The 11,838-nt window shown below is 69.0% G+C and carries 10 protein-coding genes and 1 pseudogene; 7 read left to right on the top strand and 4 right to left on the bottom strand.

All coding sequences use genetic code 11. The features are described 5' to 3' along the window. Positions 1-1,390, bottom strand: a 1,390-nt coding sequence (locus QHF89_RS49090) for a serine/threonine protein kinase (RefSeq protein WP_284721987.1), incomplete at its 3' end; no start/stop codon positions are given. Between the two features lie 93 nt (positions 1,391-1,483). Between QHF89_RS49090 and QHF89_RS49085 the strand changes: the two genes are divergently transcribed. Beyond that, positions 1,484-2,722: a hypothetical protein gene (locus QHF89_RS49085; protein ID WP_136972080.1), complete on the top strand. Its 1,239-nt coding sequence runs from the start codon at positions 1,484-1,486 to the stop codon at positions 2,720-2,722. Beyond that, positions 2,719-3,312: a hypothetical protein gene (locus QHF89_RS49080; RefSeq protein WP_136972079.1), complete on the top strand. Its 594-nt coding sequence runs from the start codon at positions 2,719-2,721 to the stop codon at positions 3,310-3,312. Before QHF89_RS49085 ends, QHF89_RS49080 begins: the two co-directional genes overlap by 4 nt. Before the next feature lie 305 nt (positions 3,313-3,617). Here QHF89_RS49080 and QHF89_RS49075 read toward each other — a convergent pair whose 3' ends face one another. From QHF89_RS49075 to QHF89_RS49065, 3 genes are all read right to left on the bottom strand, one after another. Next, positions 3,618-5,684 (bottom strand): serine/threonine protein kinase, encoded by a 2,067-nt coding sequence (locus QHF89_RS49075; protein ID WP_136972078.1) that lies wholly within the window; start codon positions 5,682-5,684, stop codon positions 3,618-3,620. A 61-nt stretch (positions 5,685-5,745) separates the two neighbouring features. Then, a complete protein-coding gene (locus QHF89_RS49070) occupies positions 5,746-6,483 on the bottom strand; it encodes an RNA polymerase sigma factor (protein ID WP_136972077.1) in 738 nt (245 codons plus the stop codon). A 114-nt stretch (positions 6,484-6,597) separates the two neighbouring features. Continuing rightward, positions 6,598-7,686, bottom strand: a complete 1,089-nt coding sequence (locus tag QHF89_RS49065; protein ID WP_284721986.1) for a trypsin-like serine protease — start codon at positions 7,684-7,686, stop codon at positions 6,598-6,600. A 323-nt stretch (positions 7,687-8,009) separates the two neighbouring features. Here QHF89_RS49065 and QHF89_RS49060 point away from each other — a divergent pair, with 323 nt between their 5' ends. The 5 genes and pseudogenes from QHF89_RS49060 to QHF89_RS49040 all read left to right on the top strand — a co-directional run. Next, positions 8,010-8,600 carry an RNA polymerase sigma factor gene (locus QHF89_RS49060; protein ID WP_284721985.1) on the top strand — a complete coding sequence of 197 codons (591 nt, stop codon included), beginning with the start codon at positions 8,010-8,012 and terminating at the stop codon, positions 8,598-8,600. Between the two features lie 127 nt (positions 8,601-8,727). Continuing rightward, the gene (locus tag QHF89_RS49055) at positions 8,728-9,330 is read left to right on the top strand and encodes a hypothetical protein (RefSeq protein ID WP_136972074.1); all 603 of its coding nucleotides are present in this window, start codon (positions 8,728-8,730) and stop codon (positions 9,328-9,330) included. Between the two features lie 61 nt (positions 9,331-9,391). Further along, positions 9,392-10,234, top strand: a complete 843-nt coding sequence (locus QHF89_RS49050) for a HugZ family pyridoxamine 5'-phosphate oxidase (protein WP_136972073.1) — start codon at positions 9,392-9,394, stop codon at positions 10,232-10,234. Positions 10,235-10,281: 47 nt separating this feature from the next. After that, positions 10,282-11,553: an ABC1 kinase family protein gene (locus QHF89_RS49045; RefSeq protein ID WP_136972072.1), complete on the top strand. Its 1,272-nt coding sequence runs from the start codon at positions 10,282-10,284 to the stop codon at positions 11,551-11,553. Between the two features lie 89 nt (positions 11,554-11,642). Next, positions 11,643-11,838, top strand: a pseudogene (locus QHF89_RS49040) (phasin); the annotation flags it as partial.

Below are 11,838 nucleotides of genomic sequence, written 5' to 3'. Positions count from 1 at the left end.
CCGCAGGCGCGGGGGTCGCCGCCACGGCCGCAGGCGCGGGGGTCGCCGCCACGGCCGCGGGCGCAGGCGTCGCCGCCACGGCCGCGGGCGCAGGCGTGGGCGCGGTCGTGGGCTTCGCGACCACGGGCCCCGTCTTCGGCACGGCCACGGGCACGGGCCCCGTCTTCGGCACGGCCACGGGCACGGGCCCCGTCTTCGGCACGGCCCCCGGCGCGGTGGGCATGGCCCTCGACATCGGTCCCGCCTTGCCGGGATCGAGCGCGCCGGCCTTCGCCGGATCGGCCACGGCCGGCGCGGCCTTCGGGATCTGGAGCTTCAGCGGGAGCCCCGTCACCGACGGGCGAAGCGACCCGGTGACCGCGGGCTTCGGCACCGGCTTCGGGAGAGGCTTGACGCCCTTGCTCGACTTCGACGAGACCGGCGCTTCGAACGGCGCGAGCTTCAGATCTCCCGTCAGTGGATCCGACGTCCACGCGTCGATGAGCCGCATCAGCTCGCGCACCGCTTCACCCGCCGACTGCCATCGCTCGGTGGCGTCGCGCTGGATGCACCGCGAGAACCACTTGTCGAAGCCCGGCGGCAGGAACTTCGCGTAGTCGCCGGCCCGATGCGTCGCCGTCGGATGCTCTTCGAGCGCGATGCAGATCATGAGATCCGCGTACGTGTCGACGCCCCAGTACTGGCCGGGTTGCACGCCGGTGAACGCCTCGTACGCGACGAGGCCGAGCGCCCACACGTCGGTCGACGCCTGCACGGTCTGCGAGATCGAGATCCCCTGCGTCGCGGCGAGGCTGCGCAGCGTCGCGCCGAGCTGCTCGGGCGCGGCATACGCGGGCGATCCGATCTGCGTCGCGGTGCGTTGCTCGTGGCTCTCCAGCACCTTCGCGATGCCGAAGTCCATCACCTTGAGGAGGGTTTGCCCCTTCCGATCCCGGGCGAGGAAGAGGTTGCCTGGCTTGAGGTCGCGGTGGATGACGCCCGCGCCGTGGGCTTGATCGAGCGCGTCGGCGAGGTGCTCGAAGACCGTGTGCGCGAGCCGCGGAGCCAGGCGTGCGTGTTTCTTGAGGTAGCTCTCCAGCGTGTCGCCTTGGAGCAGCTCCATCGCGAGGTACGGGACCTTGCGCGCCTCGTCGACGCCTGCGTCGAACACGTCGACGATGTGCGGGTTTTCGCCGATCCGCGCGCCGAGCTGGGCCTCTTTGACGAAGAGGTCGACGAACTCCTTGCGGGTGACGAGGTGGGGGTGCACGAGCTTGAGCGCGCACGCCTTGCCCGTGTTCACGTGCTTGGCCTGATAGACGATGGCCATGTTGCCCTGGCCGAGCCAGGATTCGACCCGATATCTACGGGCGATCACATCGCCAGGCTGGGCCAGCGTCCCTTCCGCCATGATGGCGCGCAGTATACGTCCGAGGCACGCCCTTTCACCATGCGGAACACGGGCACGCTCTCGTCGTCCCCGACGTGCTAGCAGGGACGAGGTATGGACACGCTGCCCGACACGGCCCCGGAGCCCCCGAAGAAGAGCCCGCGAGGGCGACGGATCGTGGCTTTCGTGCTCGTCTTGTCCGCGGTGGTCGGCCTCGGTGTAGGGCTCGGCCACCGCCCGCTCGCCCGGTGGTGGATCGAGAAGGAAGCGCGGGCGCGGGGCATCGAGCTCACGTTCGAGGACTTCAGCCCGAAGTGGGGCCGCGTCGTGCTCCGCGGCGCCAAGGCCAAGCTCGAAGGCGTCGCCGGCTTCGCGGCCGAATCCCCGTGGATCGCCGTGGACCTCGACGGCCTCTCCCCGACGCGGATCGACGCGCGCAACGTGGAGGTCACGCTGGCGCTCCCCCTCGACGAGCGCCTCGAAGCCCTCGACGCGTGGAGCCAGGCCCACCCGGGCGCCCTCGATCTGCCGACGACCGCCAACGTCACCGTGACCTGGGGCGCGAAGGCATCGCCTTTCCTCGTGCTCGCCGGACAAGTGACGAAGGCACGCGGCTCCGAAGGCGCGTTCGAGGGCACGGTCGTGTTCGAGGGGACGAACCTGGGCCTCCTCGGCGCGCGCTGGAACGGCAAGGATCCGGCCTCGATCTGGCTCGGCGCGAAGACGGCCGAGGCCGCGCCGCTGCGGCTCGCGCTCGACACGACCACGAAGCCGATGCGGCTCACGGCGACGTTGCCGCCGACGAAGGTCGACGACCTCGCGCGCGCGCGCTCGCTCTCGGTCCCGGCGGATCTGCGCGGCGCCTTGGTGGAGGGGACGGTGGTGGTGACGCTCGGCGGTCCCGAGGCGAAGGGGATGTACGCGGGCACGGCGTCGTTCGAGGTGAAGGGCTGGGTGCCGCCGCACCCGAAGGAGCTCGACGGCATTGTCTTCGGGAGCAAGACGAAGCTCGGGGCGACGTTCGAGCTCACGCCGAACCTCACGGACGTGCGCATCACGAAGGCGACGGTCGACGCGGGCGCGTTCAAGCTGGCCGGCCCCGGCACGGTCAAACGCGAGGGCCTTTCGGCGCGGATCAAGATGACCCTCGACGGCGCGGTGCCCTGCTCGGAGCTCGGCGCCTCGGTGATCGGCGCGCACGCGAACGGGCTGCTCGGCGACCTCCTGAAGGGCGTGGCGCGCGTGGGGCTCGGCGGCAGCGTGAACGTGCGGGTCACGGTGGACGCGGATACGAGGAAGATCGATCGCGCGACGGTGGATCAGGCGGTCACGGTGGGATGTGGGTTGCGATGACCCATGCCGCCCCGCAACGAAACCGCGCGAGCTTCGCGCAGGCCACGCTCCGCGAGGTCGAGGCGCTCGACCCGGTCGTGCGGGATCGCATTCTCGCGCGGATGTCGCCCGCCTCCGTTGCGGAGATCCGCGGCGCCCTCTCCGTGCAATGGCTCCCGCCCGAGCCTTATTACGACTTGCTGGAGGCGGTGCGGGCGGAGCTCGGGGATCCGGACACACGCAACCTCTGCCGGCGCCTCATGAATCGTTATTTCGAGAACCCGCTCCTCCGGGCGGTCGTCGACAGCTTCCTGCGGCGGGTCGGGTTTTCGCCACAATCGTTGCTGAGGTTCGTCCCGCACGGCCGCCAGCTCGTCGCCGACAACGCAGGCCGCCTGATCTACGAGCCCCTCGCCGAGGAACGAGGCATGCTCCGGTTGCGAGGCTTTCCGACCACGCATTTCCGGAGCGGCACCGCGGTCGAACTCCTTTTGGGTTGCTGGGAAGCCGCGCTCGACTTTTCCGGCGTGGAGGGCCACGTCGAGGTGCAGGGGCTCGACCTGGACAAGGGCGCATGTGATTTCGTGTTGACGTGGAAGGCGCGGGGCTAGCGGTCGCCCGAGGGGGTCGCCACGCGGCGACACCCGCACGTCATCGTTGACCGAGGGGGTCGACGCGTGGCGACACCCGCACGTCATCGTTGACCGAGGGGGTCGACGCGTGGCGACACCCACACGTCATCGTTGACCGAGGGGGTCGACGCGTGGCGACACCCGCACGTCATCGTTGACCGAGGGGGTCGCCACATGGCGACACCTGCACGTCATCGTTGACCGAGGGGGTCGACGTGCGGCGACCCCCGCACGTCATCGTGGACCGAGAGGGTCGACGCGCGGCGACACCCTCGGTCAGGGCACTAAGCGCTCGCGCGCCGCCGCGTGCCGCGCAGGGCAGCGAAAAGACTCGCCAGCAAGAGGAGCACGCCCCCCACGGACCAAGCCGCGTAGACGCGGAGGGGGGTCAGAACGAGCGCCGTGGCATCCTCCACGCGCGTCTGCACCATGACCACGAGCTCCGTGCGGCCGACGGCCGCGGCACCCACCAACCAGGGCCCTCCGGCCTCGTGCGTCCCCCGCTGATCGAGCGGATCACGATACGCTTCGTCGAGCTCGACCCAGTCCGGCGGGGGCAGGCGGAGTTGATCGTTCCCCGCATCCCCCGCCGCATCACGCCGTACCGTGAGTCGGCGCAGCGCATCACTCTCCACGACGACCCCCTCCCCATGCTCGACGCCGCCGTGCACCCATAAGATGTGCTCCTTGGGCAAGGGCTCGGAGGCCGAGTCGCGGTCGCGGCGTACCGTGAGCACGGCAACGCGGTGGTCGTCGCTCAACTCGATGACGCCCAAGCGTCGATCCGTTGCGATCTCCGCGGCAAGCAAGCCCAGCGGCCGCCCGTCCACGCCACGGATGGGCGCCGCAATGGCGATCTTGTAACGCTTGTCCGTCGCCGAGCGAAAGGCACGCGAGATGTAGGCGGGGCGGTCCGCGGCAAGCGACATGGCACCGCGGAAGTAGTCCCGAAACGCGAAATTGGTCACGCTGCGCTTGCCGCTTTGCTCGGAAGGGACGTACGCCTGAAGAGCGCCTCCCGCGTCGACGATGAACCAGTAGGCAAAGCTGGCATGCCGCGCGCGAATCCCCTCGCAGAGCCCCTGGAGAGCCTCCCCATCGTGGAGCGCCATCGCCGTGGTGAGCTGCGGCGCCTGCGCCTCCTTTGCAACGCTCGTCGCGTACTCGTCGAGCTGGGCCAGCACGGTCCCGGCCACGGCGCGGGCGGCATACCGGTTGGCGGCGAGCACCTCCGCGCGGCGGGCCTGCTCCTGGGCGCGGTTGCCCGCGAGAGACCAGACCGTGAGGGTGACGAGCGCGAGCGCGGAGACGCCGAGGAGAACGGCGGTGAAGGGATGGCGGCGGCACCAGGCGAGCGCGCGCCTGCCGGGGCTCGGCCGGCGCACCCGGGTCGGCTTGCCACCCAGATATCGATCGAGATCGTCCGCGAGGGCCTCGGCGGAGATGTACCTCCGCGCCGGGTCCTTGTGGAGACACGTGAGACAGACCGTCGACAGATCTCGGCTCACGTCCCGGCGCAGCCGTTCGAGGGGTTCGGGCTCCTCCTCGTGGGTGCGGCGCATGACCTCGAGCAGCGTGGGACCGTCGAACGGACGCCGCCCCGCGAGCAACTCGTAAAGGATCACGCCCAGGCTCCAGATATCGGCCGATGCGCTGTCACGCAGGGGGTGATTGCGGGTCGTCTGCTCGGGCGCCATGTAGCCGACCGTTCCCAGGATGGTGCCGGTCATGGTGCGGGTGTTGTGGTCGAGGCGCTTGGCGATGCCGAAATCGGTGATGTACGGCTCGCCATGATCGTCGAAGACGATATTCTCGGGTTTGAGATCGCGGTGGATGACATGCTGGCGATGGCCGGCGTGGACCGCGCGGGCCAGGGTGGCGATCAGCGTCGCGGCGCGCCGTGGATCGGTGAAGCGGGCTCGTGCCTCTTCGAGCGTCCCGCCTGGCATGTACTTCATCGTGAAATAGGGTTGTCCGTCGTGCTCGCCCACGTCGTACAGGGGCACGATGCGCGCGTGGTCGAGCTTGGCTGCGTCCCTCGCCTCGCGATAAAAGCGGCGCCTCGCCTTCGCGTCGGCGAGCTCGCCGTCGCGGATACGCTTCAGCGCGACGATGCGATCGACGCTCACCTGCCGCGCCTTGTAGACCACGCCCATGCCCCCCTCGCCGAGCCTGGCCAAAAGCTCATAAGGCCCGAACTGCACGGGCAGGCTCTCCGGGGCGTCGTCGTCCCCCAGATCGACGTCGAGCAGGCAGTGCGGGCACAACCCTTCGGGCGCGCGCGGGCCGATGGCCCCGTGAACAGGGCATCCAGCGGGGACAGGCTCCGTCGCGTCGGTCGCAGTGCTCATCTCGGCATGTCCTGAGGCCGTGGCGGCCCAACGTTACGAGCCGGCGAGGTCGAAAAGGTGCTCAGCCTGCGAGCGCGACGAGGAGGTATCCGATCTCGTCCTCCACCACGCGTTTTGCGTCGGCCGCATCGGCCGGCACGTCCACGAGGCTCTCCACCTCCGCGAGCAGCATCTTTTTGTAGACCCCGCGCAGGTCGAAGGCCGCCTTGCGCACGTCTCCCTCGCTCCGGCCGAGGCGCGCGGCGACCTCCTCGTAGCGATCTCGAGACGCGCTCGCGGTCAGCGTCCCTTTGAGCGCGTCGAAGAGCGCGCTCTTCCCAGCGGCGGCGTATTTCTCGCGGACCTGGTCGAGCACGCGATGAAGCAGGTTCTCGGCAAAGGCGCGGTCGTACAGGCGCTCCGGCGTGAGGTCGTGGGAAGGCTCGGCCTGATAACGCCCCTCTGCGTGCTCTGCTTCGAGGCTTTCGAAGTGGACGTTCCCGCCGGCGGCTGCGCTGCGGGCGTGCGCGTATTCGTCCTGGAGATGGTGCTTGACGCACCCGAGCAGCCATGAGCGGAACTTCGTGCCGCGCGTGCGATCGACGGATGCGAGCGCGTTTTTCTCGATCAAACGAGCGAAGAAGCTCTGGGTTTGATCACTCGCTGTTTCGGCCGAGGCGCCGCGGCGTCGGACGAAGGCGTAGACGGGGAACCAGTACGCGTCGCAGAGAACCGCGAGCGCCTTGCGTCCTTCCGGGGTGTCGTCCCGCGCGTTGAGGACGCCGGTCCACGATGTCTTTGGAAAGCTTTCTTTTGGCATGAGACAGGTGCGTCATCCTACAGGACTAGGAGCGATACGGATAGGGGTGGAAAAAGGGGACGCGCGCGTGGGGCGCGCGTCCCTGGATGGGGAGGGGGAGAGCGGGGCTCGTGGTCAGAGGCAGTTCGCCTGCTTCATCCAGTAACCGACGGTCCCCTGATCCTCGTCGACGCCCGAGGGCCCCCTGGAGAAGACGTGCTTGACCGGATAGATGCTGCTGAACGATGCGACGGCCTGACGGGGCTCGCTGGCGCTCGCCCACGCGGCGCCCAGATAGTTGTTGGTCCCCGGATAAGGGCGATACATGTACGGCGGCGAGGGGAGCAGGACGCCCGGCGCCGGCGGCGAGAAGAGGTTCGAATACGCGACCTCCGCCCAGTTGAACACGCAGGAGATCTGCGCGTCCGTCGGAATCGGCGCGGGGTTGGCGGTGACCTGCTGCATGATCCACCCGTAGAGCAGATCGACCCGCGCGAGGAGCTCGATTTGTTTTCCGTTGCCCAGCGTCCCCGCGCCGGAGTTGACGGCGACGATGCGGTGCGGCTCCGCGTCCTTGAGAAAGACCGGACCGCCGGAGTCGCCCGGATCGAGCACGTTGCTGGCCCAGTAGTCGAACGCGAAGGTGCCGGAATAGGGTGGCGCTGCACCGATCTGGGTCCCGTCGTTGAGATCGTACACATCGGCCCCCCAAAGCGTCGAAGTCACCACCCCATTGTTCATGCGACCCACGTTCGTCACCGGCGTGTTCGCGGAAACCGGCGCTTGCGCGATCCTCGGGTACGAGCGAAGCCAGATGGGCTTGCTCAGGAACAACAGCGCGATGTCGTGTTGCGCGGGATTGATGGAGCTGCCGGACGTCGTCCAATCGTAGATCGCACGGCTCGTGGTCGTGCGCGACTCCGTCCCGGCTTTCACCGTCCACGTAGAAGCGCCGTAAACACAGTGGCCGGCGGTGAGGACGACCATGGGCGCGATGAGCACCCCGCTGCAGATTTTCGTCGTCCCGATATCGATCGTCACCGCCTCGGGGTACTTCTCGGTGACGCTCGTCCCGAACCTGATCGCATCGCTGCTCGACGACGTGTCCTCCTCGAACACGTTCTCCTCCGGCTCCGTGGCCACCACGCAGCCAGCGAGCGTCACCGTTCCGGCGGTGAGGAGGAAGAAGAAGGCCGTTCGCAAGGAAATACAGGTCGTGTTCATAGTCGTTGTCTCCAGGGCCGAGCGACGCGGGTGGCCATGCGCATGGGGATGACGCCACGGCCTCCTCGTGGGAGGCGCGTGGACAACCCCGCCGGCGCGGAAAACCAATTCGGTCGGTTGCGTCGCTTGGCTTGATCTGTCCTTGGGCCGCAGCCGACAAAAGTTACGAAAGAATCCTCTTCGTTCCGGTGCTGGTTCCCGGTGGCCCCCTACGACGCGGCCGCGCCCCCCCATCGAGCTCACGCACGAACGTCCCTCCCCCACCCCGCATCTTTTCTTGTCACCTCCCCCCGCCCGCCCCGTAGAGCATGGGCGAGCACCTCATGCGCCTCTTCCCCTGGCCCTGGACGGACCCTGACGATCGCCATCGCGCTCTCCTCGCGCGTGCCCAAGCGGGCGACCGCGAGGCGTTTCGGTCCCTCTACCAGGACCTCTACGACCCGGTCAGCCGCTTCGTCGGCCGGCGCGTTCGCAGACGCGAGGACGCCGAGGACCTCGTCGGCCGCGTCTTTCACAAGCTGCTCGAACACCTCGGCGACGTCGATCTTCGCCGCGGCTCCGTGCGCATGTACGTCCTCTCGATGGCCAGGAACGCCGTCATCGATCATGCCCGCGCGCGCCGCGAGGGCACGCCGATCGACGACGTCGCGCCGATCCTCGCCGACGATCGAGGCACGCCCCTCGACTCGCTCGTGCAGAAAGAGCGCGTCCGCGCCCTCCGCGCCGCCGTCGCGGCGCTGCCCGATCACGTGCAGGAGCTGCTCGCGCTTCGGTACGGCGATGGCCTCGAACACGCCGAAATCGCGGCGCTGCTCGGAGAGTCCACGGCCGCCGTCAAGCAGCGGCTCTCGCGCGCCCAGCGGTCGCTCCGCGAAGTGCTCCAGGAAGGTGAGGTGGTCGATGTTCGGTTCTGATCGCGAAAAAGAGTTCGAGAAGGTCTTCGAGCCCCCGAGCGCGCCTCGTCCGGAGCACCGCGCCGCACTCGAAGCGTCGCTCCTCGCCCAGTTCGATTCGATGACCCCGGAACAAAGGAGGAAACCCATGCAGAAGAGACACGTCTTGCGGAAGGTTGCATTCGGCGCGGCGATCGCCGCGGCCATTGGCCTCGCGGCCTGCGCGGCTCCCGTGGAGGTCGACGTCGAGGTCGGCCGGAGCCTCACGATCACGTATGCAGAGACCGAGGCGAGCCCCAAGCCGCCCGAGGTCATGAAGGCTTTGGAAGGCTCGGTGAAGCTCGACCAAGTGAAGGTCCGCGGCCATCACGTGAACGGCGATGTCACCTTGCAGATCGAGGCGTGGGGCGAGGACCTCGGCGACACGTCGCTCGCCAACAAGCTGCGCGAGGCCATGCCCGCCCTCGCCTCGGCGAAGATCACGGAGAAGCCGCTCTCCGGCAAGCTCGAGAGCACGCTCGGCCGGAAGATCGGCCACGACCTCTTCAACCTCGACATCACCGACGACCAGGACGTCGAGGTGGTCCGGCAGAAGATCCTCGCGCAGCTCGCCGCGCAGGGCGTCGAGGGGCAGGTCAACGTCAAGGTGGAAGGGGACGGAAAGGGCGAGCGGCGCGTGAACATCGAGGTCCGGCGGGAGGGAGAGGAGTGCCCCCCCGAGGAGGTGGAGGAGAAAAAGGCCACGCCCTGAGTTCATCGTCCGCAAGGCCCGCATCGAAAGAGCCGGCGCGCCGTGTTATGACGGCCCTATCATGACGAAGGGCCGCGAGCAGAATGCCGCCGGGAACGAACACGAAGGCAAAGGCGTGGAGTCGCGATCCACGGCCGCAGGGACGGGTCCGTCTTCGGCCTCCCCACGCGCGCCGAGCCACGCCGAACGCGCGCGCACGCTCGCCCGCGCCGCCCGATTCGGCTCCCTCGCCACGATGGCGCGTGATCCGGAGGGGTTCCCTTATGCCTCGCTCGTGGCGCTCGCCACGGATGCGCGCGGCCGCGCCGTCCTTTTGCTCTCCCGCCTCGCCGAGCACACGCAAAACCTGCTCGCCCGCCCCGAGGCCTCCGTCCTCCTCCTCGAATCCCCCATCGTCGGGGAAAAACTCCTCGAACACGGCCGCGTCACGCTCATCGGCGCGTGCACGGCCGTCCCGCCGGAGGAGGCGCCCGAATGCCGCGCGCTTTTCCTCGCCGCGCACCCGGACGCCGCGACCTACGCCGATTTCTCGGACTTTACGCATTACCGCATCGAGCCGCGCTCCTTGCGTTACGTCGGCGGCTTCGGCCGCATGTCGTGGGTCGACGCCGCCGCGTATGCCCGCGCCGAGCCCGATCCGCTCGCCGCCTTCGCGCCCCGCATCCTCGGGCACATGAACGACGACCACGCCGCGTCGATCCTCGCTTATGCGCGCAAGCTCGCCGGCATCGGCGACGCCACGGACGCGCAGATGACCGGCGTGGATCGTTATGGCATCGAAATGGCCGTCACGACCCCCTCGGGCGAGCGGCGCGTGCGGCTCGCCTTCGACGCGGAGGTCGTGACCCGCGAGGAGGCGCGCAAAGCGCTCATCGAGATGGCGGGGCGGGCCGAGGAGGGCTAGCGGGCCCCTTTACCCCGCATCGTCCGGCTGCTATTTCCGCCCCTGCCATGTCGGACGAAACCAAGCTCCCTTCGGGCCGCCTCGGCCGCCTCGTCCGCCTCGCCGAGATCGGCGCGCGCACCGGGACGAGCCTGCTCCTCCGCCGCGAGGGCGACGACGCGGCCGCCAAGCGCGCGGCCGAGGTCCTCGGCAACCTGCGCGGCGTCGCCGCCAAGGTCGGCCAGATGGCCGGCTACATCGACGGCCTCGTCCCCGAGGAGCACCGCGACGCCTACCAGCGCTCGATGAAGACCCTGCTCGCCGCCGCGCCCCGCTCCTCGCCCGAGGCCATTCGCCGCGTCGTCGAGGAAGAGCTCGGCGCCCCGCTCGATCGCCTCTACGCGGAATGGGACGACCAGGCCGTCGCGAGCGCCTCGATCGGCCAGGTGCACCGCGCCCGCACCCTCGAAGGCGAAGAGGTCGCGGTCAAGGTCCAGCACCCCGGCGTGGCCGAGGCCGTCGAGGCGGACCTGAAGAATGCGGGCCTGCTCGAAGGCGCGCTCTCGATGATGGGCACGCGCAAGGTCGGCTCCGCGAAAATGCTCGAGGAGGTCCGCACCCGCTTCCGCGAGGAGCTCGATTACACCATCGAGGCCCGCAACCAGATCGAGTTCGCCCGCATCTTCGAAGGCGACCCGAAGATCCTGGTTCCCACGGTCGACCGCGATCGTTCGTCGCGCCGCGTGCTCACGAGCCAGTTCGTCCGCGGCCGGAACCTCGACGAAGCGTGCCGCTTGCCCGAGGGGGATCGCGTCGCGCTTTGCCGCACGCTCTGGCGCTTCGTCTACAAGGGCACGCTCCTCGGCGACATGTTCAACGCCGACCCGCACCCGGGCAATTACTTTTTCCAGGACGACGGCCGCGTGGCGTTCCTCGATTTCGGATGCGTGCAGCCCATCTACGAGAAACGACGCGGCGTCGCGCACAAGCTCCACCGCGCAGCGATCGATCGCGACGAGGCGACGTTCGCCGAGGCCGCGAAGATCATGCTGGAGACCCGCGGCGGCGACCACGAAAAGCGCGTGCTCTCGTACATCCGCCGCGCGTTCGAGCCCCAGTTCTCCTCGCCGTTCCGCATCACGCGCGAGTATGTGGCGAGCCTCGTCCACCACATGCGGGAGGCGGGCAAGGAGACGCTCAAGACCGGGGACCCCTCCTTCGTGCCCATGCCCGAGGGCATGCTCTTCATGAACCGCCTCCAGTTCGGGTTCTATTCGGTCCTCGCCCGCTTCGACGTCGAGGTCGATTACGCGGAGGAGGAGCGGTCGTTCATGACGTAGATCCGCCTCGAACGGCCCTGATCCCTGGTGACGCACGCCCGTGCGTCGTGCTCTCATCGGTTTCCCGGAACCCCGGAGGAGAGCACGCCATGGCCACCAAACGCACACCGAGCACCACGAAAAAGAGCGCGCGCAAAGCATCTCCGAGCGCCGCGTCGACCCGCACCACCTCGGCCCCGCGGACGAGCGCCGCCCGCGCCCCCGCCCCGGCCGCCAAACGCAGCCGCGCCGCTTCCTCCTCCGGCCGCACCACGACGGCCGCCGCCGCGCCCGCTGCCGCTCCCG

Source organism: Polyangium sorediatum (assembly GCF_029946465.1).
GTDB lineage: Bacteria > Myxococcota_A > Polyangia > Polyangiales > Polyangiaceae > Polyangium > Polyangium fumosum.
The sequence above is the reverse complement of the archived record's forward strand: the minus strand, read 5'-3'. Positions and strand labels throughout refer to the sequence as shown.

Coding starts and splice junctions, on each gene's coding strand:
- QHF89_RS49085 (WP_136972080.1), top strand. CDS start 1,484: ATGGACACGCTGCCCGACACGGCCCCGGAGCCCCCGAAGAAGAGCCCG.
- QHF89_RS49080 (WP_136972079.1), top strand. CDS start 2,719: ATGACCCATGCCGCCCCGCAACGAAACCGCGCGAGCTTCGCGCAGGCC.
- QHF89_RS49075 (WP_136972078.1), bottom strand. CDS start 5,684: ATGAGCACTGCGACCGACGCGACGGAGCCTGTCCCCGCTGGATGCCCT.
- QHF89_RS49070 (WP_136972077.1), bottom strand. CDS start 6,483: ATGCCAAAAGAAAGCTTTCCAAAGACATCGTGGACCGGCGTCCTCAAC.
- QHF89_RS49065 (WP_284721986.1), bottom strand. CDS start 7,686: ATGAACACGACCTGTATTTCCTTGCGAACGGCCTTCTTCTTCCTCCTC.
- QHF89_RS49060 (WP_284721985.1), top strand. CDS start 8,010: ATGCGCCTCTTCCCCTGGCCCTGGACGGACCCTGACGATCGCCATCGC.
- QHF89_RS49055 (WP_136972074.1), top strand. CDS start 8,728: ATGCAGAAGAGACACGTCTTGCGGAAGGTTGCATTCGGCGCGGCGATC.
- QHF89_RS49050 (WP_136972073.1), top strand. CDS start 9,392: ATGACGAAGGGCCGCGAGCAGAATGCCGCCGGGAACGAACACGAAGGC.
- QHF89_RS49045 (WP_136972072.1), top strand. CDS start 10,282: ATGTCGGACGAAACCAAGCTCCCTTCGGGCCGCCTCGGCCGCCTCGTC.